We start from the raw sequence: 25,329 nt of genomic DNA, 5'->3' as shown, positions 1-25,329 counted from the left end.
GTAAGCCAACTCATGATTAGGAGCGTCACTACAATGAAATCGAACAAGACCCTGCTGACCACATTGCTTTCCATGGGCCTGCTGGCCAGCGCCGGCGCCACTCAGGCGGCGGGTTGGTGCGAGTCGGGCAAACCGGTGAAATTTGCCGGCCTGAACTGGGAAAGCGCCATGCTGCTGACCGACGTGCTGCAAGTCGTGTTGGAGAAAGGCTACGACTGCAAGACCGACAGCCTGCCGGGCAACTCCATCACCATGGAAAACGCCCTGAGCAGCAACGATATTCAAATCTTCGCCGAAGAGTGGGTTGGTCGTAGCGAAGTCTGGAACAAGGCCGAGAAGGCCGGCAAGGTTGTCGGTGTCGGCGCGCCTGTCGTGGGTGCTGTCGAAGGTTGGTACGTGCCGCGTTACGTGATCGAAGGCGACGCCAAGCGCAAACTGGAGCCTAAAGCTCCGGACCTGAAAGCGATTGCCGATCTGGGTAAATACGCTGCCGTGTTCAAGGATCAGGAAGAGCCATCCAAGGGCCGTTTCTACAACTGCCCGGCCGGCTGGACCTGTGAGCTCGACAACAGCGAAATGCTGAAAAGCTACGGCCTGGAAAGCACCTACACCAACTTCCGTCCGGGCACCGGTCCGGCACTGGATGCCGCGGTGTTGTCGAGCTACAAGCGTGGCGAGCCGATCCTGTTCTACTACTGGTCGCCAACCCCGCTGATGGGCCAGGTTGACCTGGTGAAACTCGAAGAGAAACCAGGCGTGAACAAGGAAGTGACCATCAAGGTCGGTCTGTCCAAGACTTTCCACGAGCAAGCTCCGGAACTGGTGGCCGTGCTGGAAAAGGTCAACCTGCCAATCGACCTGCTCAACCAGAACCTCGGGCGCATGGCCAAAGAGCGGATCGAGTCACCAAAACTGGCGAAAATCTTCCTCAAGGAACATCCTGAAGTCTGGCACGCGTGGGTGAGCGAAGACGCAGCCAAAAAGATCGACGCGGCCTTGTAGGTTGAGCCTCTCCGACTGCCCTGAGCGGCAGTCGGATGCTTGATCGCAACCCCTTGATTGAGAGTCTCTTATGTTTCCCGAAAGCTTTACCTTTTCCATCGCCGACTGGGTCAACAGTTGGGTCGATACGCTGGTCACCAACTACGGCGACGTGTTCCGGCAAATCTCGGACACGCTGCTGTGGGCCATCGTCAACCTTGAAGGCCTGCTGCGTGCGGCACCCTGGTGGTTGATGCTCGCCATCGTCGCGGGCGTTGCCTGGCACGCGACTCGCAAAGTCGTGACCACGGCTGTGATCGTTGGCTTGTTGTTCCTGGTGGGTGCGGTCGGCCTCTGGGACAAGCTGATGCAAACCCTGGCGCTGATGATGGTGGCGACGATCATTTCGGTGCTGATCGGCATTCCACTGGGCATTCTTTCGGCACGCAGCAATCGCCTGCGTTCGATCTTGATGCCGCTGCTGGACATCATGCAGACCATGCCGAGTTTCGTGTACCTGATCCCGGTGCTGATGCTGTTCGGTCTGGGCAAAGTCCCGGCGATTTTCGCCACCGTGATCTATGCCGCACCACCGCTGATCCGCCTGACTGATCTGGGCATTCGCCAGGTCGACGGCGAAGTGATGGAAGCGATCAACGCCTTCGGTGCCAACCGTTGGCAGCAACTGTTTGGCGTGCAACTTCCGCTGGCCCTGCCGAGCATCATGGCCGGGATCAACCAGACCACCATGATGGCCCTGTCGATGGTAGTGATTGCCTCGATGATCGGTGCCCGTGGCTTGGGCGAAGACGTGTTGGTGGGGATTCAGACCCTCAACGTCGGACGTGGTCTTGAGGCCGGTCTGGCGATCGTGATTCTGGCAGTGGTTATCGACCGTATTACTCAGGCGTATGGTCGGGCACGGCATGAGGTGAGCAAATGAACAACGAAGCCATCAGCAAGATCGAAGTCAAAAACGTCTTCAAGATTTTCGGCAACCGTTCCAAGGATGCGCTGGCCATGATCGGCCAGGGCAAAACCAAGGATCAGGTGCTGTCCGAAACCGGCTGCGTGGTCGGCGTGAACGACTTGTCCCTGAGCATCGGCACCGGTGAGATCTTCGTGATCATGGGCCTGTCGGGTTCCGGCAAGTCGACGCTGGTGCGCCACTTCAACCGCCTGATCGACCCGACCAGCGGCGCGATCCTGGTGGACGGCGTGGACATCCTGCAATACGACATGGAAGCCCTGCGCGAATTTCGCCGGCACAAGATCAGCATGGTGTTCCAGAGCTTTGGCCTGCTGCCGCACAAGACTGTGGTGGATAACGTCGCCTACGGCCTGAAAGTGCGTGGCGAGACCAAGCAAATGTGCTCCGAGCGCGCGCTGCACTGGATCAACACCGTGGGCCTCAAGGGCTACGAAAACAAATACCCGCATCAGCTCTCGGGCGGCATGCGTCAGCGTGTGGGCCTGGCTCGCGCCCTGGCGGCAGACACCGACATCATCCTGATGGACGAAGCCTTCAGTGCCCTCGACCCGCTGATTCGCGCCGAGATGCAGGACCAGTTGCTGGAACTGCAAAAGACCCTGCACAAGACCATCGTCTTCATCACCCACGACCTCGACGAGGCCGTGCGCATCGGCAACCGCATTGCGATCCTCAAGGATGGCCGCCTGATTCAGGTGGGTACGCCAAGAGAGATCCTGCATTCGCCAGCGGATGAGTATGTCGATCGGTTCGTTCAGCGTCGGGCTGCGGTGGTTTAAGACAGACCGCTTTTGTGGCGAGGGAGCTTGCTCCCGCTCGAGCGCGAAGCGGTCGCAGATTTTTTGGGGCTGCTTCGCAGCCCAGCGGGAGCAAGCTCCCTCGCCACAGGTGTCATGCGTTCAAGAATTTTGTATGAGGTCAAAGATGTCCCAGGCTGAAAAAATCGTTATCGCCGACGCCCCGTTGCGTTGGCAGGATGTGGTCGCCGTCGCCCGTCATGGCGCACAGCTTGAGCTGTCACCACAGGTCTGGGCGCGGATCGAAAATGCCCAGGCGATCGTCCAGCGCATCGTCGTCAGCGGCGAGCGCGCCTATGGCGTCAACACCGGCCTCGGCGCGCTGTGCAATGTTTCGCTCAAAGACGAGCAGCTCAGCCAATTGTCGCGCAACACCCTGCTCAGTCACGCCTGTGGCGTTGGCGCGCCACTGGCCGACGAACAGACCCGCGCAATCATCTGCGCCGCTATTCGCAACTACAGCCATGGCAAATCCGGCATTCATCGCCGGGTCGTCGAAGGTCTTCTGGCGCTGCTCAATCGCGGCATCACCCCGCAAGTGCCGTCCCAGGGTTCGGTGGGTTACCTGACCCACATGGCCCACATCAGCATCGCGCTGCTGGGTGTCGGCAATGTCAGCTATCGCGGGCAGATCGTTTCTGCGCAGCAGGCCCTGGCCGAAGAAGGTCTGCAACCGGTTCAACTGGGCGCCAAAGATGGCCTGTGCCTGGTCAACGGCACGCCGTGCATGTCCGGCCTCAGCTGCCTGGCAATCGCCGACGCGACGCGTCTGGTGCAATGGGCTGACGTGATCGGTGCCATGAGCTTCGAAGCCCAGCGCGGTCAAATTGCTGCGTTCGATGCCGAGATCATCGCGCTCAAGCCTCACCCAGGCATGCAGCAAGTCGGCATCAACTTGCGTGCGTTGCTCGATGGCAGTGAAGTGATTGCCAGCAGCAAAGGCATTCGCACTCAGGATGCGCTGAGCATCCGCTCTATCCCGCAGGTTCACGGTGCGGCTCGCGACCAACTTGAGCACGCGAAAAAACAGATCGAAACCGAACTCAACTCGGTCACCGACAACCCTATGCTGCTGGGCACGCCGGACGACTTCCGGGTGGTGTCCCAAGCCAACCCGCACGGTCAATCCGTGGCCTTGGCGGCGGATTTACTGGCCATCGCCATGGCGGAAATCGGCTCCATCGCCGAACGTCGCCTGGATCGCTTGATCAACCCGCATGTCAGCGGTTTGCCGGCATTCCTGGTGGCCAATCCGGGGGTGAATTCCGGGATGATGATCGTCCAGTACGTCGCCGCTTCGCTGTGTGCGGAAAACCGTCAGTTGGCGCAACCGGCGGTGCTCGACAACTACGTCACCTCGGGCCTGCAGGAAGATCACCTGAGCCTGGGCACCAACGCCGCGCTGAAGCTGCATCGCGCCTTGGAAAACTGCACGCAGATCCTCGCCATCGAGTACCTGCTGGCGTCTCAGGCGTTTGAATTCTTGAAAGAGCAACGCTTCGGCGCCGGTACCGATGCCGCCTGGCGTCTGCTGCGCGAGCGAGTCCCGGCCTACGACCAGGACCGCTGGCTGGCACCGGACATCGCCAGTGCCGCCGCCGTTTTGAAAGACCCTGTTTTGCTGCACAGCGCGTTACCAAACTTGAACTGATTTTTACAAAACACCAGCGTGCCAAGGCGCGGCTCCCCAGAAGGCGAGACGCGACGGACAACGGACATCTCCGGAGCGTCTGGTGAGTACTCTTCATTTATGAAGAATAAATCTCTCAAAAGGAGCATAGAAATGACTGTTTTAAACCTTATTCCCGGCCAACTGAGCCTTGCCCAACTGCGTGATGTTTATCAGCAACCGGTCAAAATCACCCTCGACAACAGTGCCTCGGCCCAGATCGAAGTCAGCGTTGCCTGCGTGGAACAGATCCTCGCCGAGAACCGCACCGCTTATGGCATCAACACCGGTTTCGGCCTGTTGGCGTCGACCCGTATCGCCAGCGAAGACCTGGAAAACCTGCAGCGCTCGCTGGTGCTGTCCCACGCCGCCGGTGTTGGCGAGCCGATCAGCGACGCACTGGTTCGCTTGGTCATGGTGCTGAAGGTCAACAGCCTGAGCCGTGGCTTCTCCGGTATTCGTCGCAAGGTCATCGACGCACTGATCGCCCTGATCAATGCCGAGGTTTACCCGCACATTCCATTGAAAGGTTCGGTTGGTGCATCCGGTGACCTGGCGCCGTTGGCCCACATGTCGCTGGTGCTGCTGGGCGAAGGTAAAGCTCGCTACAAAGGCGAGTGGATGGAAGCAACCGAAGCGCTGAAAGTGGCCGGTCTGACCCCGCTGACCCTGGCTGCGAAAGAAGGTCTGGCGCTGCTCAACGGTACTCAGGTGTCCACCGCTTACGCGCTGCGTGGTCTGTTCGAAGGTGAAGACTTGTTCGCTGGCGCTGTGGCGCTGGGCGCACTGACCGTTGAAGCCGTGCTGGGTTCGCGCTCACCGTTCGACGCACGTATCCACGCTGCTCGTGGCCAGAAAGGCCAGATCGATGCCGCTGCTGCTTACCGCGATCTGCTGGGCGAGCGCAGCGAAGTGTCCGACTCGCACCAGAACTGCGAAAAGGTTCAGGACCCGTACTCCCTGCGCTGCCAGCCGCAAGTCATGGGAGCCTGCCTGACCCAGTTCCGTCAGGCCGCCGAAGTGCTCGCCATCGAAGCCAACGCCGTTTCGGACAACCCGCTGGTATTCGCCGCTGAAGGCGACGTGATCTCCGGCGGTAACTTCCACGCCGAACCGGTCGCCATGGCTGCCGACAACATGGCGTTGGCCATCGCTGAAATCGGTTCCCTGAGCGAGCGTCGTATCTCGCTGATGATGGACAAGCACATGTCGCAACTGCCGCCGTTCCTGGTGGCCAATGGCGGCGTGAACTCCGGCTTCATGATCGCCCAGGTGACCGCTGCGGCACTGGCCAGCGAGAACAAGGCGCTGTCCCATCCGCACTCGGTGGACAGCCTGCCGACTTCCGCGAACCAGGAAGATCACGTTTCCATGGCGCCGGCTGCCGGCAAGCGTCTGTGGGAAATGGCCGAAAACACTCGCGGCGTTCTCGCGGTGGAATGGTTGGCTGCGGTCCAAGGTCTGGATCTGCGCGATGGTCTGAAGACTTCTTCGAAGCTGGAAGAGGCTCGCGGGATTCTGCGTGCGCAAGTGCCTTTCTATGAGAAGGATCGCTTCTTTGCACCGGACATCAACGCGGCGAGCGAGTTGTTGGCGAGCCGTTGCCTGAACGCGCTGGTACCGGCGAAGTTGCTGCCTAGCCTGTAATGGCCCTATCGCGAGCAAGCTCGCTCCCACAGGGTTCATGCAATCCAATGTGGGAGCGAGCTTGCTCGCGATTCGATTTTGCGTCGAATAAGAATAAATAAGGACGAGCAATGCAACAGCCAGAAAAGGGTTTGAAACGCGGGCTCTCTGCCCGACATATTCGCTTCATGGCGCTGGGGTCGGCAATCGGCACCGGGCTGTTTTACGGTTCTGCCTCGGCCATTCAAATGGCCGGGCCTGCGGTCCTGCTCGCTTACCTGATCGGTGGCGCGGCGGTGTTCATGGTCATGCGCGCCCTCGGCGAGATGGCGGTGCACAATCCGGTGGCCGGTTCTTTCGGCCACTACGCCAGCACTTATCTTGGGCCGATGGCGGGCTTCATCCTCGGTTGGACCTACGCGTTTGAAATGGTCATCGTCGGCATGGCCGACGTCACCGCATTCGGTATTTACATGGGCTTCTGGTTTCCGGAAGTCGCCCGCTGGATCTGGGTGCTGGGCATCGTTTCGGTGGTCGGCGGCTTGAACCTGTGCAACGTCAAAGTCTTCGGCGAAATGGAGTTCTGGCTGTCGCTGCTCAAAGTGGCGGCCATCGTCGCGATGATCCTCGGTGGCTTTGGCATCATGCTGTTCGGCATCAGCACGGCGCCCGGCGCTCAGGCGACCGACATCAGCAATCTCTGGAGCCATGGCGGCTTCATGCCCAATGGCGTGGGCGGCCTGATCGCTTCGTTTGCGGTGGTGATGTTTGCGTTCGGCGGCATTGAAATCATCGGCGTAACGGCCGGTGAAGCCAAAGACCCGCAGCGCGTGCTGCCCAGGGCGATCAATGCCGTACCGTTGCGTATCCTGCTGTTCTACGTGCTGACGATGTTCGTACTGATGTCGATCTTTCCATGGCAGCAGATCGGCAGCCAAGGCAGCCCATTCGTGCAGATTTTCGACAATCTGGGGATCAGCTCGGCGGCGACCATTCTCAATATCGTGGTGATCTCGGCGGCGGTGTCGGCGATCAACAGTGACATCTTTGGCGCTGGCCGCATGATGTACGGTCTGGCCCAGCAAGGGCACGCGCCAAAGGGCTTCGCCCGCTTGTCGCGCAACGGCGTGCCATGGATGACCGTGGTGGTAATGAGTGCCGCGCTGCTGCTGGGCGTGCTGCTGAACTACCTGATTCCGGAAAACGTATTTCTGTTGATCGCGTCCATTGCGACCTTCGCCACTGTATGGGTCTGGTTGATGATTCTGTTCACCCAAGTGGCCATGCGTCGTTCCATGAGTGCCGAGCAGGTCGCCCAACTGAAATTCCCGGTGCCTTTCTGGCCCTATGCGCCAATGGCGGCGATTGCCTTCATGCTGTTCATCTTTGGCGTGCTGGGCTATTTCCCGGACACCCAGGCGGCTCTGATCGTCGGCGTGGTCTGGATTGTATTGCTGGTGCTGGCCTACCTGACGTGGGTGAAACCGGCGGCAGGCAAGGCAGTACCCGTGGAGCGGGAACCTTCTTTTTCTCATCGATAACCTAACGGAGGCCACGGATGAAAACTCTCTGGCAACACTGCCACGTCGCAACCATGGCGCAAGGCGTCTACTCGATCATCGAGGATGCGGCCATCGTGACGTCAGGAGCGCACATTGAGTGGATCGGCCCACGCGCTGAACTGCCGTCGGGCGAGTACCCGGCAGTCAATGATCTTAAAGGGGCCTGGGTGACGCCGGGCCTGATCGACTGCCACACCCACACGGTGTTCGGCGGTAACCGCAGCGGTGAATTCGAACAGCGTCTGCAAGGCGTCAGCTATGCAGAAATCGCAGCGGCCGGTGGTGGCATTGCCAGCACCGTGCGCGCCACTCGCGCGGCCACTGAAGACGAGCTGTTCGCCAGCGCCGCCAAGCGTCTGAAAAGCCTGATGCGCGACGGCGTGACCACGGTCGAAATGAAATCCGGCTACGGCCTGGACCTGGCCAGCGAACGCAAGATCCTGCGGGTCATCCGCCGCCTCGGCGCCGAACTGCCGGTCAGCGTGCGCAGCACCTGCCTGGCCGCTCACGCGTTGCCGCCGGAATACGCGGACCGTGCCGACGACTACATCGATCACATCTGCGCCGAGATGCTGCCGGCCCTGGCCGCCGAAGGGCTGGTGGATGCCGTGGACGCGTTCTGCGAGTACCTGGCGTTTTCGCCGGCACAGGTCGAGCGGGTGTTCATCACCGCGCAACAACTCGGTTTGCCGGTGAAGCTGCACGCCGAACAGTTGTCGTCGTTGCATGGTTCGAGTCTGGCGGCGCGTTACCACGCACTGTCGGCCGATCACCTGGAATTCATGACCGAAGACGACGCCATCGCCATGGCGGAATCTGGCACCGTCGCGGTGTTGCTGCCCGGCGCCTTTTACTTCCTGCGGGAAACCCAGTTGCCGCCGATGGAGGCCCTGCGCAAACACGGCGTGAAAATTGCCATCGCCAGCGACCTTAACCCAGGCACCTCACCGGCGCTGTCGTTGCGTTTGATGCTGAACATGGCGTGCACCTGTTTCCGCATGACCCCGGAAGAAGCCTTGGCCGGTGCAACGATTCATGCCGCCACGGCGCTGGGCATGGCTGAAACCCACGGTTCGCTGGAAGTCGGCAAGTGTGCAGATTTCGTCGCCTGGCAAATCGATCGTCCGGCCGATCTGTCGTACTGGCTGGGCGGTGACCTGGAAAAACGCGTCGTGCGTCACGGCGTTGAAGTGAGCATTTAGGAGAACAGTTGTGGATAAGGTTCTGAACTTCAAACAAGGTCGCGTACCGCTGCTGATCAGCATGCCCCACGCCGGCCTGCGCCTGACCCCGACGGTCGAAGCCGGGTTGATCCCCGACGCGAAAAGCCTGCCGGACACTGACTGGCACATTCCGCAGCTTTACGAATTTGCTGCCGAGCTGGGCGCCAGCACCTTGGCCGCCGAGTACTCGCGTTTTGTCATCGACTTGAACCGACCGTCTGACGACAAGCCTTTGTATGCCGGTGCGACCACCGGCCTGTACCCGGCGACGCTGTTCGACGGTATTCCATTGTTCCGCGAAGGGTATGAGCCATCGGCCGCAGAGCGCGCGACTTACCTGGAGCAGATCTGGACGCCGTACCACAGCACGTTGCAGAACGAGCTGGCGCGACTGAAAGCCGAGTTCGGCTACGCATTGCTGTTCGATGCGCACTCGATCCGCTCGATCATCCCGCACCTGTTCGACGGCAAACTGCCGGACTTCAACCTAGGCACCTTCAACGGCGCCAGTTGCGATCCACAATTGGCCACTCAACTGGAAGCGATCTGCGCACGCCACGACGATTACAGCCATGTGCTGAACGGTCGCTTCAAGGGCGGCCACATCACCCGGCATTACGGCAATCCGGCCGAGAACATCCATGCCGTGCAACTGGAGTTGGGCCAGTGCTCGTACATGGAAGAGTTCGAGCCGTTCCGCTATCGCCCGGATCTGGCGGCACCGACGCAGGTGGTACTCAAGGAGTTGTTGCAAGGGCTGCTGGCTTGGGGGCAGGAACACTACAAGCGCTAACGCTCAGCACAATACCCTGTGGCGAGGGAGCTTGCTCCCGCTCGGCTGCGCAGCAGTCGCAAAGTCTGCAAACCGGTCCGTCTGACACCACAAGGTGTCTGTTTTCAGGGCTGCTTTGCAGCCCAACGGGAGCAAGCTCCCTCGCCACAGGTCATCACTCGCCTCGATACCTGACTGGAACGGTCGCCACCGTGCAAAACACGGTCGCCACAGGTCGCTTTTACCGCTCGTCTGCTGCGTAATGTTTGGCCCACGGTGCATGAAGACACCGGGCCCACAATAATCCGCTGCCGCACGAGAACCTCCCCAATGAAAAGACCGTTTATCCGCTGTCTCTCAATCCTCTGCGGCACTGCTCTGCTGAGCACCAGCGTCCTGGCCAGTGACGACGCTTCCTGCAAGGCCGTGCGCATGGGCGTGGTCAACTGGACCGATGTGATCGCCACCAGTGGCATGGCCGATGTGCTGCTCAACGGCCTCGGCTACGAAAGCAAGCAAACCAGCGCCGTGCAGCAAATCATCTTTGCCGGTATCCGCGACAAGCGTCTGGACATCTACCTCGGTTACTGGAAACCGGCGATGGACAAAAACATCGCGCCGTTCCTGGCTGCCAATCAAGTGAAAGTCTTGGACAAGCCGAGCCTGGCCGACGCCCAGGCTACGCTCGCCGTACCGGAGTACGTCGCCGAAGCGGGCCTGAAAACCTTCGCCGATATCGCCAAATTCAAGGATCAGCTCGGGGGCAAGATCTACGGCATCGAGCCGGGCAGTGGCGCCAACACCACGATCAAAACCATGATCGAGACCAATCAATTTGGCTTGAAGGATTTCAAGCTGATCGAGTCGGGTGAGGCCGGCATGCTTGCCGCCGTTCAGCGGGCAGTGAATCGCAAGGAACTCGTGGTGTTCGTCGGCTGGACCCCGCACCCGATGAACATCAACATGAAAATCGCCTACCTGACCGGCAGCGAAGACGTTTACGGCCCGAACGAGGGCGCCGCCACCGTCTCCACCGTGACCGCCCCGGATTACGCCCAGCGCTGCCCGAATGTAAATCGCCTGCTGGAAAACCTGACCTTCAGCGCTGCCCAGGAAAGCCAGTTGATGGTGCCGATCATGGAACGCAAGACCCCTCAGGACGTTGCCAGACAATGGCTGCGTGATCATCCCGAGGATCTGCAGCGCTGGCTCGCCGGTGTCAGCAGTTTTGATGGCAAGGATGGCGTGGCGACCGTTCAGGCCAGTTTGAAACTTTGATGAGTTCCTATCCGTTATCCGAGCAAATGACGGCTTTCGTCGAGAAAACCGTCAGCTTCAACAGCACCGACAGCAGCCTCGGCGGTTTGCGCCAGGCTTATAGCGACCTGTGCCGGGTGTTCACCCCGGCGCGTCCCGCCGGGCTTTATGTGGTGGATTTTGAATTGGCCGGCGTGCCGGTGCGGTCTTATCAACCGCCGGTTTCGCCACCGACCGGCGGTTGCCCGTGCATCGTGTATCTGCACGGCGGCGGCTGGGTGGTAGGGGACCTGGATTCCCACGACTTTATCTGCGCCGAACTGGCATCGACGCTCGGTGTGCTAGTGATCGCGGTCGATTATCGGTTGGCGCCGGAACATCCGTTTCCGGCGGCGTTCGAGGATTGTCTGGGTGTCTGGCGCGCGCTACGGGCCGGGCCGTTCCGGCTCGATCCCGAGCGAACGCTGGTGGCCGGGGACAGCGCCGGTGGCAACCTTGCGGCTGCGTTGTGTCTGGCGTTGCGCGATGCGGGGGAGCCATTGCCGGCGGCGCAGGTGCTGATTTATCCGGGGCTGGGCGGTGATCACCGATTGCCGTCGCGCAGTGAATGCGTCGATGCTCCCTTGCTCAGCAGTAGCGATCTGGACTGTTATCACGCCCTGTACTTGCGCGGCACTGGACAGCCAGGTGCCTACGCGATGCCGTTGCTCGCCGAGGATTTCAGTGGGTTGCCGCCGGCCTTGATCGCCGTGGCGCAATTCGATCCGTTGCGCGATGACGGCGTGCTGTACGCCGAGCGATTGAACGCAGCAGGCGTGGCAGCGACGCTTTATTACGGGGAGGGGTTGGTTCACGGCTGTCTGCGGGCTCGGGGGCAGGTCGCCGAGGTCGACGCGCTCTATGAAACGCTGCTCGGCTATTTGTCTGAAAAAACCGGCTGAAAAACTCTGACTCTGCAAGGCATGCTCATTGGCGTAATTCGGGTTTATGATGCCGGACGGCAGAATAATAGAAGTCCCCCCAGGGATGACCTCGACCCCTTACGGAGCGCGCAATGCAGACTTTGTACCCGCAGATCAAACCCCACGCCCGGCACGATCTGGCCGTCGATGAAACCCACACGCTGTATGTCGACGAAAGCGGTTCACCGGAAGGTTTGCCGGTTGTATTCATCCACGGCGGCCCCGGCGCCGGGTGTGATGCCCAGAGCCGTCGGTATTTCGATCCAAACCTGTATCGCATTGTGACCTTCGACCAGCGCGGTTGCGGTCGTTCCACGCCCCACGCCAGCCTGGAAAACAACACCACCTGGGATCTGGTCGCCGACCTTGAGCGGATTCGCCAGCACCTTGGCATCGATAAATGGGTGCTGTTTGGCGGTTCGTGGGGCTCGACCCTGGCGCTGGCCTACGCGCAAACCCACCCGGAGCGCGTGCACGGTCTGATTCTGCGCGGGATTTTTCTCTGCCGGCCGCAGGAAATCGAGTGGTTCTACCAGTGTGGCGCCAGTCGTCTGTTCCCCGATTACTGGCAGGACTACATCGCGCCGATCCCGCTGGACGAGCGCGAAGACTTGCTCTCGGCTTTCCACAAACGCTTGGTCGGCAATGATCAGATTGCCCAGATGCACGCGGCCAAGGCCTGGTCCACCTGGGAAGGCCGGACCGCCACCCTGCGCCCGAACCCGATGGTGGTCGATCGTTTCTCCGAGCCGCAGCGCGCGCTGTCCATCGCCCGCATCGAATGTCACTACTTCACCAACAATGCGTTCCTTGAGCCCAACCAGCTGATCCGCGACATGGGCAAGATCGCCCATTTGCCTGGCGTGATCGTCCATGGCCGCTACGACGTGATCTGCCCGCTGGACAACGCCTGGGAACTGCATCAGAACTGGCCGAACAGTGAATTGCAGGTGATCCGTGACGCCGGCCATGCCGCCTCCGAACCTGGCATTACTGACGCACTGGTTCGTGCCGCCAATCAGATGGCCCATCGACTGCTCGATCTGGCCCCTGAAGAAGCATGAAGGGCCTGCTGCAACGCGTGCGTGGCGCACGAGTCGAGGTAGCGGGGGAGGTGGTTGGCGCCGTCGATCAGGGATTGCTGGTGCTGGTGGCGGTCGAGCCCGAGGATACTCGGGCCAGCGCCGACAAACTTCTGCAGAAACTGCTTAACTATCGTGTGTTCAGTGATGCCGAGGGCAAGATGAATCTGTCCCTGGCGGATGTAGGCGGTGGGTTGCTGCTGGTCTCACAGTTCACCCTGGCCGCCGATACCAAGAGCGGGTTGCGTCCGAGTTTTTCGACCGCTGCCCCTCCGGCCCTGGGTGAGGAGCTTTTCGACTATCTATTAGGTAAAGCGAAACAGGTGCATGGCACTGTGGCATCAGGTAGATTCGGCGCGGATATGCAGGTGCACCTGGTCAACGACGGCCCGGTAACCTTCCTGTTACAGACCTGAAAGCCCTTGAAACATGTTTTTAAGGGCTTTTCGACTGAAAACAGGCGTTTTTCGCGATAAATACTTTGTTACCCCTGATGCGTTGTAACGCGGCCTACTAGATAATCGCGCGCTACGGGGATCAGCGTTCGTTGGTCCATTTTGACTTAGGTAGAGACTTGTCCTGGACCTCTTGGGGAATCATTTAGCCCCATAGGAGTCGGAATAATGCTCGCCAACTTGGCAAGAGTGGTCTGTAGGGTCGGTTTTTTCATGCCGCACACCTCATAGGCCCTTCAACTGGCCGTTGGTTTTTTGATCTGTTTTCGGCGAGGGTTGCTCGTGATTGTTAGTCCCTGTAATGCACCAAAATTGTCTGCCAAACGGTTACGAAGTGCTCTGGTAGCGGGCTCTGCACTGCTCTGCCTGCTCAGCGCCGGTCAGCTTTGGGCATTCAATCTGGATGATGTATCGGTCAAGGCAAAAGAGCTGGCCGGGCAGAAGTACGAAGCTCCGCGCAGTAACCTGCCGAACGAGTTCCGCGAGATGAAATTCGCGGACTATCAAAAAATTCGTTTCCTGACCGAAAAAGCCGAGTGGGCCGATCAGAAAACCCCGTTCAAGCTGTCGTTCTATCACCAGGGTATGCATTTCGATACGCCGGTGAAAATCAACGAAATCACAGCTAACACCGTCGAAGAGATCAAATACGACCCAAGTCGTTTCGATTTCGGCGACGTGAAGTTCGATCCTAAAGCCACCGAACAACTGGGTTATGCCGGTTTCCGTGTGCTGTACCCGATCAACAAGGCGGACAAGCAAGACGAAATCATGACCATGCTCGGCGCGAGTTACTTCCGCGTTGTCGGCAAGGGTCACACCTATGGCTTGTCCGCTCGCGGCATGGCCATCGATACCGCGTTGCCGTCCGGCGAAGAATTCCCGCGTTTCACCGAGTTCTGGATTCAACAGCCGAAACCGGGTGACAAGCACCTGGTGATCTTCGCCCTGCTGGATTCGCCACGCGCTACCGGTGCCTATCGCCTGACCCTGCGTCCGGGCAGCGACACCGTTGTCGACGTCAAGGCCAGGATGTTCCTGCGTGACAAGGTCACCAAGCTTGGCGTTGCGCCGCTGACCAGCATGTTCCTGTTCGGCGCCAATCAGCCGTCGAAAGTGCTGAACTACCGTCGCGAACTACACGATTCCAGCGGTCTGTCGATCCATGCCGGTAACGGCGAGTGGATCTGGCGCCCACTGAACAATCCGAAACACTTGTCGGTGAGCAACTTCTCGATCGAGAACCCGCGCGGTTTCGGTCTGCTGCAACGTGGCCGCGACTTCAGCCACTACGAAGACCTCGACGACCGCTACGACAAGCGCCCAAGTGCCTGGATCGAACCAAAAGGCGATTGGGGCAAGGGCTCCGTCGATCTGGTAGAGATTCCGACTGCCGACGAAACCAACGACAATATCGTTGCGTTCTGGAGTCCGGAAAAACTGCCTGAGCCTGGCCAACCGCTGGACGTCGCTTATCGCATGCACTGGACCATCGACGAAGCCGCGCTTCACGCACCGGACAGCGCCTGGGTTCAACAGACCCTGCGTTCCACGGGTGACGTGAAACAGTCCAACCTGATCCGTCAGCCGGACGGCAGCGTCGCCTATCTGGTGGACTTCGAAGGTCCGTCCCTTGCGGCATTGCCGGAAGATACGGAGATTCGTAGCCAGGTCAGCGTTGGCGAGAATGCCGAGCTGGTCGAGAACAGCGTACGTTACAACCCTGAAACCAAGGGCTGGCGCCTGACGCTACGGATGAAAATCAAGGATCCGGGCAAGCCTACCGAGATGCGTGCTGCACTGGTCAAGAACATCGTGACTGCCGACCTGGCCAAAACATCGTATCCGGCATCCAATTCTTCCGTCGCCAAGGCTGACAAGATTGCCGCTCGGCAGCAGGAGAAGCTGGACAAGGAGGCCAAGGAAGCCAAGGAGACCAAGCAAGCTGAGGCCAAGCAGGTTGAAGCCAAGCAGGTCGAAGCCAAGCCAGCCGCAGTTTCCAAGGACAAGGACAACAAAGACGCCAAGCAGCCAGTCGCTGCCGAAGCGGCCCCAGCCACACCGGAATCGGTACCGACTGAAGAAGTCCTGACCGAGACCTGGAGCTACCAGTTGCCTGCCGATGAGTAATTCTCAAGTACAGCCAGAGACTCTTGCCGAGTATCTGGCGCATCTACCGATGACCGACGAGCAGCGCGCGGAACTCGCGGGCTGCCAGTCTTTCAGCGAATTGCACGAACGCCTGTCGTCCTCGACGTTCGACGCGCCGACCGAGGCTGCTCAAGCTTCGGTGGGTCGTCGTTTGACGCTGAACACTGCCGAAGAACTGGCAGACGCTGAAATGCTGGTGCTCGACGCCAGCGGCCGGGTTTGCCTGCGGGCAACCCCGCCGATCCGTCGGACCAAAGTCGTGCCGGAGCCGTGGCGCACCAACATTCTGGTGCGTGGCTGGCGTCGTCTGACCGGTCGCACCAATCCGCCGGCCCCGCCGAAGGATGAGCGCGTGCTTCCGGCTGCTCGCTGGCGCACCGTCGGTTCGATCCGCCGCTACATTCTGCTGGTGCTGATGCTCGGCCAGACCATCGTCGCCGGCTGGTACATGAAAGGCATCATGCCGTACCAGGGCTGGTCGTTCGTCGACCTGAACGAAGTGCTGCATCAACCGCTGTCGCAAACGGCTACGCAAGTGCTGCCGTATGCACTGCAAACCAGCATCCTGATCTTGTTCGGGATTCTGTTCTGCTGGGTGTCGGCCGGTTTCTGGACCGCGTTGATGGGCTTCCTCGAGTTGCTCACCGGTCACGACAAATACCGCATTTCCGGCAAAAGCGCCGGTAACGAGCCGATTCCTACGGACGCGCGCACCGCACTGGTGATGCCGATCTGCAACGAAGACGTGCCACGGGTGTTTGCCGGTTTGCGGGCGACCTTCGAGTCGGTTGCGGCCACGGGTAACCTGGATCGCTTCGACTTCTTTGTCCTCAGCGACAGTAACGACGCCGACATCTGCGTCGCCGAGCAACAAGCCTGGCTGGACGTCTGCCGTGAAGCCAAGGGCTTCGGGAAGATCTTCTATCGTCGCCGTCGCCGTCGCGTCAAGCGTAAAAGCGGTAACCTCGACGACTTCTGCCGTCGTTGGGGCGGTGATTACAAGTACATGGTCGTGCTCGACGCGGACTCCGTGATGAGCGGTGATTGCCTGACCAGTCTGGTGCGCTTGATGGAAGCCACCCCGGATGCCGGGATCATCCAGACCGCGCCGCGCGCTTCGGGCATGGACACGCTGTATGCGCGCATGCAGCAGTTCGCCACCCGCGTATACGGTCCGCTGTTTACCGCCGGTCTGCACTTCTGGCAGTTGGGCGAATCCCACTACTGGGGCCATAACGCGATCATTCGCATGAAGCCGTTCATCGAACACTGCGCCCTGGCGCCGTTGCCCGGTAAAGGCGCGTTCGCCGGTGCAATTCTGTCCCACGACTTCGTTGAAGCGGCGCTGATGCGCCGTGCCGGCTGGGGCGTGTGGATTGCCTACGACTTGCCGGGCAGCTACGAAGAATTGCCGCCGAACCTGCTGGACGAACTCAAGCGTGACCGTCGCTGGTGTCACGGCAACCTGATGAACTTCCGGTTGTTCCTGGTAAAAGGCATGCACCCGGTGCACCGTGCGGTGTTCCTGACGGGCGTGATGTCTTACTTGTCGGCGCCGTTGTGGTTCTTCTTCCTTGTGCTGTCGACGGCGCTGCTGGCGGTCAACACGCTGATGGAGCCGCAGTACTTCCTTGAACCACGTCAGCTCTATCCGTTGTGGCCACAATGGCACCCGGACAAGGCGATCGCGCTGTTCTCGACCACCGTCGTGCTGCTGTTCCTGCCGAAGTTGTTGAGCATCATCCTGATCTGGGCCAAGGGCGCGAAAGAGTTCGGTGGCAAGTTCAAGGTGACGATGTCGATGCTGCTGGAGATGCTGTTTTCCATGCTGCTGGCGCCGGTGCGGATGATTTTCCACACCCGCTTCGTGCTCGCCGCGTTCCTCGGCTGGGCCGCGACCTGGAACTCGCCGCAACGTGACGACGACTCCACGCCATGGAGCGAAGCGGTCAAACGCCACGGTCCGCAAACCTTGCTGGGCTTCTTCTGGGCCTTGCTGGTGATCTGGCTGAACCCGAGCTTCCTCTGGTGGCTGGTGCCGATCGTCGGTTCGTTGATGCTGTCGATTCCGGTGTCGGTGATCTCCAGTCGAGTTGGCCTGGGGCTCAAGTCTCGTGACGAAAGCCTGTTCCTGATCCCTGAGGAATACAATCCGCCACAGGCGTTGCTGGCAACCGACCAGTACACCCACGAAAACCGTTGGCATGCACTGAACGACGGCTTCACCCGGGCAGTGGTCGATCCACAGCAGAACGCCTTGGCGTGCTCGCTGGCGACTTCACGCCACCGTCAGGCCGAGCCGATCGAATGGTTGCGGATCGAGCGGGTGCGTCATGCGCTGAAAGTCGGGCCTGAGGGGCTGAACAACAATGAGCGCGTGCAACTGCTCAGTGATCCGGTGGCACTGGGTCGTCTGCATGAGCAGATCTGGAACGAAGCTCACCCCGAGTGGCTGGAGGCGTGGCGTAAATCGGTGAAAGCCGATCCCCATGCGCCGCTGTTGCCGCTCAAGCCGCTGAGTGTGCAGCCTCAGTTGGCCTGACAAAAAACCCCGCGAAAGCGGGGTTTTTTTTGCGCTGATCAGCGTCAGGCAACAAATCCTGCTTAAACCCTTGTGCAAACGAACGAGTGCGTTAGCATCCGTCCCCGAATTGGTGCGCCCGGACAACTTTCTGTTCGTATCTGCCGGTTTCCCAAGGGAAACCCGCAGTTTGCGCGCCTCACAACGCGATGGTTTTGGGGACTTGATGATGAAGAAGTATCTCTCGATGCTGCTGGTCGGCGTCACGGCATTGGTTGCAGTCAACACGGCGCAGGCCGGTGCCATCGATGACGCGGTCAAGCGCGGCACGCTGAAAGTTGGCATGGACCCGACCTACATGCCGTTCGAAATGACCAATAAGCGCGGCGAGATCATCGGCTTCGAAGTCGACATCCTCAAAGCCATGACCAAGGCCATGGGCGTCAAGCTGGAGACGGTTTCCACCGGCTACGACGGCATCATCCCGGCCCTGCTCACCGACAAGTTCGACATGATCGGCAGCGGCATGACCCTGACCCAGGAACGCAACCTGCGCCTGAACTTCAGCGAACCGTTCATCGTGGTGGGCCAGACCCTGCTGATCCGCAAGGAACTGGAAGGCACCATCAAGTCCTATAAAGACCTGAACACCACCGACTACCGGATCACTTCCAAGCTCGGCACCACCGGCGAGATGGTGGCCAAAAAGCTCATCTCCAAAGCCAACTACCACGGCTACGACAACGAGCAGGAAGCCGTGCTCGACGTGGTCAACGGCAAGGCCGACGCCTTCATCTACGACGCGCCTTACAACGTCGTGGCGGTGAACAAGGTCGGTGCGGGCAAACTGGTATTCCTCGACAAGCCGTTCACTTACGAGCCGCTGGCCTTCGGTCTGAAGAAGGGTGACTACGACAGCCTCAACTTCATCAATAACTTCCTGCGCCAGATCCACGAAGACGGGACCTACGATCGCATCCATGACAAGTGGTTCAAAGACACCGCTTGGCTCAAGGACATGGAATAAGGCCCGGTCATATAGACCGCGTCGCCCCATTCGCGAGCAAGCCCGCTCCCACACTAGATCTCGGTCGAACACAAAATCTGTATTCACTGAAGATCAAATGTGGGAGCGGGCTTGCTCGCGAAGACGGCCTCTCTGGCAACACAGAATTCGGAACCTTCAGAGTAAATGAAACAGAAAAAAGCCCTATGGCCGTGGCACGTGTTAACCGTGCTGCTGCTGATCGGCCTGGCCGGCGCGTTGTATTACGCCACCTCGCTGATGTCCTACGAATGGCGCTGGAACCGTGTGCCGCAATACTTCGCCTACCACGCCGAAGAATCCCGGCGTGCTGCCGATATCTCCACCGTCAGCGAACTGGTGCGCAAGGGCGACAAGGCGGAAGTCACCCTGCGCAATGATGCCGGCACAGAGCAACACCTGACCGTCGACGACAACAGCCTGCAAGTCGCCCAAGGTGATGACGTGGCCGAAGGCGACGTGATTGGCGTGACCCGTCATTGGGCCGCCGGACCGCTGATGTGGGGGCTCTGGACCACCTTGTGGTTGTCCGTGGTTTCAGGTGTGCTCGGTCTGCTCATCGGCCTCGCCACGGGTCTGTGCCGACTGTCGAACAACCCGACCCTGCGCGATCTCTCGACGATCTACGTCGAACTGGTGCGCGGTACGCCGCTGCTGGTGCAAATTTTCATTTTCTACTTCTTCATTGGCACCGTGATGAACCTCTCCCGGGAGTTCGCCGGGATCGCCGCGCTGTCGCTGTTCACCGGTGCTTATGTGGCGGAAATCATCCGTTCCGGCGTGCAATCCATCGCCCGTGGCCAGAACGAAGCCGCGCGCTCCCTGGGCCTGAGCGCTGGTCAGTCGATGCGCCACGTGGTGCTGCCGCAAGCGTTCAAACGGGTGCTGCCACCGCTGGCCGGCCAGTTCATCAGTCTGGTCAAGGACACCTCGCTGGTGTCGGTGATTGCGATTACCGAGCTGCTCAAAAGCGGTCGCGAAGTCATCACCACCTCGTTCTCGCCGTTCGAAATCCTGTTCTGCGTGGCCGGTCTGTACCTGTTGATCAACCTGCCGCTGTCGAAAATCGCCAGCCGGCTTGAGCGGAGGCTCGCGCAAAGTGATTGAAGTCCGCGATCTGGTAAAAGTTTTCGACACCCGCGGCCACGTGGTTCGCGCGGTGGATAACGTTTCGACGCACGTGGCCAAGGGCGAAGTGCTGGTGGTGATCGGCCCGTCCGGTTCCGGCAAGTCGACTTTCCTGCGCTGCCTCAACGGCCTGGAAGAGTTCGACTCGGGCTCGGTGAGCATCGACGGCTTGCAACTGGCCGACCCGAAAACCGACGTGAATGCCTATCGTCGCGAAGTCGGCATGGTGTTCCAGCATTTCAACCTGTTCCCGCACATGACCGTGCTGGAAAACCTCTGCCTGGCCCAGAAAGTCGTGCGCAAGCGCGGCAAGAAAGAGCGCGAGGCCAAGGCCTTGGCGTTGCTGGAGAAGGTTGGTATTGCGCAAAAAGCCAACGAGTTTCCGTCGCGCCTGTCCGGCGGTCAGCAACAGCGTGTGGCCATCGCCCGGGCACTGGCGATGGAGCCGAAGGTCATGCTGTTCGATGAGCCGACCTCGGCGCTCGACCCGGAAATGGTCGGCGAAGTGCTGGACGTGATGAAAACCCTGGCGGTGGAAGGTATGACCATGGTTTGCGTCACCCACGAAATGGGCTTCGCCCGGGAAGTGGCGGATCGGGTGCTGTTCTTCGATCACGGCAAATTGCTGGAAGACGCTTCACCGGCCGAATTCTTCGATGCGCCGAAGGATCCGCGGGCTCAGGCCTTCTTGCGGCAGGTTCTCTAACTTCAGCGTTTGTCAGACCGCTTTCGCGAGCAAGCCCGCTCCCACAGTGGGTCTGGTTGAGCACAAGAAATGTGTTCACCGAAAATCTACTGTGGGAGCGGGCTTGCTCGCGAAAGCATCACCCCGGTCCCAAGCGAACCGAGGTCATTGAATCGCCTTAAACCTTGAACCGCCCCACCAGCATCTGCAGATGCGTCCCCAACCGCGCCAGCTCAATGCTGGAGGCCGCGGTCTCTTCACTGGCTGCCGAGGTTTGCTCGGACACGTCGCGCACGTTCAGCACGCTACGGTTGATCTCTTCAGCCACCGCGCTCTGTTGTTCTGCTGCGGCGGCGATCTGCTGATTCATCGACTGAATCGCCGAGACAGTGCGAGTAATGCTTTCCAGCGAGCCACCGGCGCGGCGGGTCAGTTCGACGCTGCTGTCGGTCAGGCTGCGGCTGTTGTCCATGATGGTCGCGACTTGCTGGGTGCCGGTTTGCAGGCCGACGATCAGCTCTTCGATTTCTTCGGTGGACTTCTGGGTACGCTGGGCCAGGCTGCGGACTTCGTCGGCGACCACCGCAAAACCACGTCCGGCCTCACCGGCACGTGCGGCCTCAATCGCCGCGTTGAGCGCCAACAGGTTGGTTTGCTGGGCCACGGATTTGATCACGTCGAGTACGCTGCCGATCTTGTCGCTTTCACGTTTGAGATGACCCATGGCTTCGGTGGAGCTGCCGACTTCCTTGGCCAGGCGCTCGATCTGGGCGATGGCTTCGCCGACCACTTTGTCACCTTCGCGGGCCTGCTGGTCGGCGGCGACGGCGGCTTCCGACGCTTCTTCGGCGTTACGCGCGACTTCCTGCACGGTGGCGGTCATTTCGTTCATGGCGGTCGCCACTTGGTCGGTCTCGACCTTCTGGCTGTTGACCCCGGCGCTGGTCTGCTCGGTGACTGCCGACAGCTCTTCGGCGGCGCTGGCGATTTGCGTGACGCCGTCACTGATGCCGCCAATCAACTCGCGCAGGCCCAGGGTCATGCTTTGCATGGCGCGCTGTAGCTGACCGAGTTCGTCCTGACGTTCAGAGATAAGGTTTTGGGTCAGGTCGCCGGCAGCAACGCGCTCCGCCACTTTGAGAGTCTGGCTCAGGGGAATCACGATCTGGCGAGTGATGGCCCAGGCGGCAAGCATGCCGAAGGCGAGCGCCAGGACGGTGGCCAGCAGCAGCAGGTTTTTGGCGTGCGCGGCGTCGGTGTCTCGGACGATGGTTTGCGACACGGTGAGTTTTTTGCTGACATCGAGCAGGATGTCGCCTTGCGCGGCCATGCGTTTGAGCGCGGCAGCGCTGGCAACCTGAGAGTCACGGAACTGGCTGACGGCGGCGCGATAGGCCTTGAGCGAGTCAGTGGCCTGCTGCAGGTTGGTGATGTGCTGTTCCGGCAGCTTGGAGGGTAGGCCTTCGAGGTTTTTCAATGCGTTGTCGATGGCGTCCAGAGCAGGTTGCTCGGCCTCGGTTTTACCGCTGTAGGTATAACCGCGAACCTGGAAGCGCGCTTGCTGGATCAGTTTGCTCAGGTCGATCACGCTGTTGAAATCGGCGACGCTGTCACCTTGCAGCATGGTTTTTTCGACTTCGGCGACACGGGCCACGGCATTGTCGGCGGTGGCGCCGAGTTTGCCGCGGGCATCTTCGCGGTGGGCGCCGGCCTGGGTCATGGCCGTGAAGGCTTGTTTGTACTCACTGACGGCGGCCAGTTGCTGGTCGATCATGGCCACGTCGGCCGGTTGTTCGATCAGCGTGCGCGCGGTTTTCAGGCCGGTATCGAGTTGGCCGAGCAGATCGTTGACCGCACCGGGGCCTTGTTCGCCACGACGCATTTCGTAATCCAGACGGGCCAGGCGCAGGTCTTTGGTCAGGTCATTGAGGCTGGCAATAAACCCCAGCTTATCGCCGCGACTCATCACACCGCTCAGGCCGGTCCAGCCGGTGAAGGTGATCAACAAGGTAAGCAGCAGCACCAGACCGAAGCCGACACCCAGTTTGCGATTGACGCTGACGTTCCCCAGTTTCTCGGCTAGCCATCGGTACATACTGCAACTCCCTCGAACCATTCGTTGGTTTTATGGGAACTGTATCGGCAGGCAGCCGGGAATCTGTAGGGATTAGAAGAGGCGGGCGAGCAGCGCAGTGACGGCGGTTTCGACCCGCAGGATGCGGTCGCCGAGCTGCACCGGTTGCAGGCCGGCCTTGCCCAGCAGGTCGATTTCGTAAGGAATCCAGCCACCTTCTGGACCGATGGCCAGGGTCACCGCTTCGTTCAGGCCGCGAGGGCAGGGCGGGTAATGGCCGGGGTGGCCGACCAGGCCGAGGGTACCCTCGGTGATCGCCGGCAGATGGTCCTCGACGAACGGCTTGAAGCGCTTCTCGATGACGACTTCCGGCAGCACGCTGTCCCGGGCCTGTTCGAGGCCGAGGATCAACTGCTCGCGAATCGCCTCGGGCTCCAGGAACGGCGTTTGCCAGAAGCTCTTCTCGACGCGATAGCTGTTCACCAGAATGATCCGTGGCACACCCATGGCCGCCACGGTCTGAAACACTCTACGGAGCATTTTCGGTCGTGGCAGGGCCAACACCAGGGTCAGCGGCAGCTTGGCCGGTGGTGGCTGGTCGAGGGTGACGCGCAATTCGGCTTCATCGGCGTCCAGGCGCAGCAGTTCGGCCGACCCCATCAACCCGCCGATGCGCCCGACCCGCAGGCTGTCGCCGACAACGGAGCGGTGGACTTCCTGCATGTGCGTCAACCGGCGATCGCGCAGGATCGCCCGGTCGGCCGCAATGAAGTCGGCCTCTTCGAGAAGCAGCAGGTTCACGGTTGAGTCGCTGGCGGCTGGTCGTTGTGATCGTCGGCCGGCTGGTCGTCCGGGTGCTCGCCGCGCTTGCTGATCAGGCCGCCGAACAGGATGCCGATTTCAAACAGCAGCCACATCGGTACGGCCAACAGTGTCTGCGAGAAGATGTCCGGTGGCGTCAGGATCATGCCGACCACGAAGCAACCGATGACTACGTACGGGCGGATTTTCTTCAGGTAAGCGACGTTGACCACGCCGATCCATACCAGCAGCACCACGGCCACAGGGATCTCGAACGCTACGCCGAAGGCGAAGAACAGCGTCATGACGAAGTCGAGGTAGCTGCTGATGTCGGTCATCATCTCCACGCCGGCCGGGGTGGCGGCGGCGAAGAATTTGAAGATCAGCGGGAATACCAGGTAATAGGCGAATGCCATGCCGGTATAGAACAGCAGGATGCTCGACACCAGCAGCGGCACCGCAATGCGCTTCTCATGCTTGTACAGGCCTGGCGCAATGAAGCCCCAGATCTGATGCAGGATCACCGGGATCGCCAGGAACAGCGACACCATCATGGTCAGCTTCAGTGGCGTCAGGAACGGCGACGACACATCGGTGGCGATCATCGTCGCGCCCACGGGCAGGTACTGACGCAGCGGCGTGGAGACGAAGGTGTAGATCTGCTGGGTGAAGGCAAACAACCCGGCGAAGATGATAAAGATCGCCGCTACACAACGCAGCAGGCGGGTACGCAACTCGGTGAGGTGCGAAACCAGCGGCATGTGCTGGTCATTTTCGGGGAGATCGCTCATGAGACTCGCGGCGGCAAAGTGGTGTCGTGAGGAGCCGGCGTTGTCGGCGCGGCGGCAGGAGCAACAGGTTCTACGGTCGCGACAACCGGCGCCGGTTCAACAGCTTTCACCGTTTCCGTCGGTGCCGGGGCAGGTGTGGCGTCTGCAGTCGGAGCATGAATCGTCTGCTCCGCCACAGGCTCAACCGGCTGAACCGGTGTGGCCTCTTGCTGAGTCGGCGTGAAAATCTTCCGCGCCTCCTGCTCAAGCGACAGAATGTGCTCGTTGTGCAGCTGCCGACGAATCTCGTCGGCACCGATTTCACGTTCAACTTCCTGTTTGATCGCGTTGAAGCTGCGCTTCAGACGGCCGACCCACAGGCCGGCGGTGCGCGCAGCACCCGGCAGACGCTCGGGCCCCAGCACCAGCAAGGCTACGAGGCCGACGAGCAGCAGTTCAGAGAAGCTGATACCAAACATTAGTCAGTGCTCACACGTCTTTGCGGATCGGCTCTTCGACTTTTTGCGCCTGCACGTCGATGGTGTGCGGCTGGTTCACGGACTGCGTGGTCTGTGGCTGAACAGGCGGAACCGGGGTCGCTGCCGGGTCGGCCGGTTTCTCGTCGTCGTTCATGGCTTTTTTGAAGCCCTTGATCGACTCACCGACGTCAGTGCCGAGGTTTTTCAGTTTCTTGGTGCCGAACACCAATACGACAACAACCAGGATGACGATCCAGTGTTTCCAGTCAAAAATGCCCATGTCGCTGCTCCTCTCTAA

Annotated in this window: 22 protein-coding genes and 1 pseudogene; 17 read left to right on the top strand and 6 right to left on the bottom strand. The window is 60.3% G+C overall.

Features of this window, described 5'->3' with window-relative positions; translation table 11 throughout:
- The first annotated feature begins 33 nt into the window (after positions 1–33).
- The 17 genes from KGB23_RS11230 (at position 34) to KGB23_RS11150 (ending at position 20,928) form a co-directional block, all read left to right on the top strand.
- The gene (locus KGB23_RS11230) at positions 34–1,002 is read left to right on the top strand and encodes an ABC transporter substrate-binding protein (RefSeq protein WP_123361141.1); all 969 of its coding nucleotides are present in this window, start codon (positions 34–36) and stop codon (positions 1,000–1,002) included.
- 70 nt (positions 1,003–1,072) lie between these two features.
- Positions 1,073–1,924 carry an ABC transporter permease gene (locus KGB23_RS11225; protein ID WP_095127535.1) on the top strand — a complete coding sequence of 284 codons (852 nt, stop codon included), beginning with the start codon at positions 1,073–1,075 and terminating at the stop codon, positions 1,922–1,924.
- Positions 1,921–2,751, top strand: a complete 831-nt coding sequence (locus KGB23_RS11220; RefSeq protein WP_008149478.1) for a glycine betaine/L-proline ABC transporter ATP-binding protein — start codon at positions 1,921–1,923, stop codon at positions 2,749–2,751. Before KGB23_RS11225 ends, KGB23_RS11220 begins: the two co-directional genes overlap by 4 nt.
- A 145-nt stretch (positions 2,752–2,896) precedes the next feature.
- Positions 2,897–4,420: a histidine ammonia-lyase gene (gene hutH, locus KGB23_RS11215; protein ID WP_223431139.1), complete on the top strand. Its 1,524-nt coding sequence runs from the start codon at positions 2,897–2,899 to the stop codon at positions 4,418–4,420.
- A 132-nt stretch (positions 4,421–4,552) separates the two neighbouring features.
- Positions 4,553–6,085 carry a histidine ammonia-lyase gene (gene hutH / locus KGB23_RS11210; protein ID WP_223431138.1) on the top strand — a complete coding sequence of 511 codons (1,533 nt, stop codon included), beginning with the start codon at positions 4,553–4,555 and terminating at the stop codon, positions 6,083–6,085.
- 110 nt (positions 6,086–6,195) lie between these two features.
- Positions 6,196–7,605: an amino acid permease gene (locus KGB23_RS11205; protein ID WP_150656751.1), complete on the top strand. Its 1,410-nt coding sequence runs from the start codon at positions 6,196–6,198 to the stop codon at positions 7,603–7,605.
- A gap of 17 nt (positions 7,606–7,622) precedes the next feature.
- Positions 7,623–8,828, top strand: a complete 1,206-nt coding sequence (gene hutI, locus KGB23_RS11200) for an imidazolonepropionase (RefSeq protein ID WP_223431137.1) — start codon at positions 7,623–7,625, stop codon at positions 8,826–8,828.
- A 10-nt stretch (positions 8,829–8,838) separates the two neighbouring features.
- A complete protein-coding gene (hutG, locus tag KGB23_RS11195; protein WP_223431136.1) occupies positions 8,839–9,642 on the top strand; it encodes an N-formylglutamate deformylase in 804 nt (267 codons plus the stop codon).
- Between the two features lie 309 nt (positions 9,643–9,951).
- Positions 9,952–10,899: a choline ABC transporter substrate-binding protein gene (locus tag KGB23_RS11190; protein WP_223431135.1), complete on the top strand. Its 948-nt coding sequence runs from the start codon at positions 9,952–9,954 to the stop codon at positions 10,897–10,899.
- Entirely contained in the window at positions 10,899–11,819 is a 921-nt protein-coding gene (locus KGB23_RS11185) for an alpha/beta hydrolase (protein WP_223431134.1), read from the top strand. Before KGB23_RS11190 ends, KGB23_RS11185 begins: the two co-directional genes overlap by 1 nt.
- 113 nt (positions 11,820–11,932) lie before the next feature.
- On the top strand, positions 11,933–12,904 hold the full coding sequence (pip, locus tag KGB23_RS11180) for a prolyl aminopeptidase (RefSeq protein WP_223431133.1): 972 nt from the start codon (positions 11,933–11,935) through the stop codon (positions 12,902–12,904).
- Complete coding sequence (gene dtd / locus KGB23_RS11175; protein ID WP_008149496.1) at positions 12,901–13,338, top strand: D-aminoacyl-tRNA deacylase; 438 nt, start codon at positions 12,901–12,903, stop codon at positions 13,336–13,338. The genes pip and dtd overlap by 4 nt, the downstream gene beginning before the upstream one ends.
- 321 nt (positions 13,339–13,659) lie before the next feature.
- Entirely contained in the window at positions 13,660–15,507 is a 1,848-nt protein-coding gene (locus KGB23_RS11170) for a glucan biosynthesis protein G (protein ID WP_150656746.1), read from the top strand.
- On the top strand, positions 15,500–18,070 hold the full coding sequence (gene mdoH / locus KGB23_RS11165) for a glucans biosynthesis glucosyltransferase MdoH (protein WP_223431132.1): 2,571 nt from the start codon (positions 15,500–15,502) through the stop codon (positions 18,068–18,070). The genes KGB23_RS11170 and mdoH overlap by 8 nt, the downstream gene beginning before the upstream one ends.
- Positions 18,071–18,278: 208 nt before the next feature.
- A complete protein-coding gene (locus KGB23_RS11160; protein ID WP_223431131.1) occupies positions 18,279–19,076 on the top strand; it encodes a transporter substrate-binding domain-containing protein in 798 nt (265 codons plus the stop codon).
- A gap of 165 nt (positions 19,077–19,241) precedes the next feature.
- Positions 19,242–20,201, top strand: a complete 960-nt coding sequence (locus tag KGB23_RS11155; RefSeq protein WP_223431130.1) for an amino acid ABC transporter permease — start codon at positions 19,242–19,244, stop codon at positions 20,199–20,201.
- Positions 20,194–20,928: an amino acid ABC transporter ATP-binding protein gene (locus KGB23_RS11150; RefSeq protein WP_046045596.1), complete on the top strand. Its 735-nt coding sequence runs from the start codon at positions 20,194–20,196 to the stop codon at positions 20,926–20,928. The genes KGB23_RS11155 and KGB23_RS11150 overlap by 8 nt, the downstream gene beginning before the upstream one ends.
- 157 nt (positions 20,929–21,085) lie before the next feature.
- Here the strand turns inward: KGB23_RS11150 and KGB23_RS30420 are convergent, their stop codons facing one another.
- From KGB23_RS30420 to KGB23_RS11125, 6 genes and pseudogenes are all read right to left on the bottom strand, one after another.
- The gene (locus KGB23_RS30420; protein WP_411741497.1) at positions 21,086–21,799 is read right to left on the bottom strand and encodes a methyl-accepting chemotaxis protein; all 714 of its coding nucleotides are present in this window, start codon (positions 21,797–21,799) and stop codon (positions 21,086–21,088) included.
- 144 nt (positions 21,800–21,943) lie between these two features.
- A pseudogene (locus KGB23_RS30415) lies at positions 21,944–23,002 on the bottom strand (methyl-accepting chemotaxis protein); the annotation flags it as partial.
- Positions 23,003–23,074: 72 nt separating this feature from the next.
- Positions 23,075–23,782 carry a 16S rRNA (uracil(1498)-N(3))-methyltransferase gene (locus KGB23_RS11140; protein WP_223431128.1) on the bottom strand — a complete coding sequence of 236 codons (708 nt, stop codon included), beginning with the start codon at positions 23,780–23,782 and terminating at the stop codon, positions 23,075–23,077.
- Positions 23,779–24,573, bottom strand: coding sequence for a twin-arginine translocase subunit TatC (gene tatC, locus KGB23_RS11135; RefSeq protein ID WP_223431127.1), 795 nt, complete (start codon positions 24,571–24,573; stop codon positions 23,779–23,781). The genes KGB23_RS11140 and tatC overlap by 4 nt, the downstream gene beginning before the upstream one ends.
- Positions 24,570–25,031, bottom strand: a complete 462-nt coding sequence (gene tatB, locus KGB23_RS11130; protein WP_223431126.1) for a Sec-independent protein translocase protein TatB — start codon at positions 25,029–25,031, stop codon at positions 24,570–24,572. The genes tatC and tatB overlap by 4 nt, the downstream gene beginning before the upstream one ends.
- 10 nt (positions 25,032–25,041) lie before the next feature.
- The gene (locus KGB23_RS11125) at positions 25,042–25,311 is read right to left on the bottom strand and encodes a twin-arginine translocase TatA/TatE family subunit (RefSeq protein WP_046045601.1); all 270 of its coding nucleotides are present in this window, start codon (positions 25,309–25,311) and stop codon (positions 25,042–25,044) included.
- Positions 25,312–25,329: the final 18 nt, after the last annotated feature.

Source organism: Pseudomonas sp. GL-B-26 (assembly GCF_019947405.1).
Lineage (GTDB): Bacteria > Pseudomonadota > Gammaproteobacteria > Pseudomonadales > Pseudomonadaceae > Aquipseudomonas.
The sequence above is the reverse complement of the archived record's forward strand: the minus strand, read 5'-3'. Positions and strand labels throughout refer to the sequence as shown.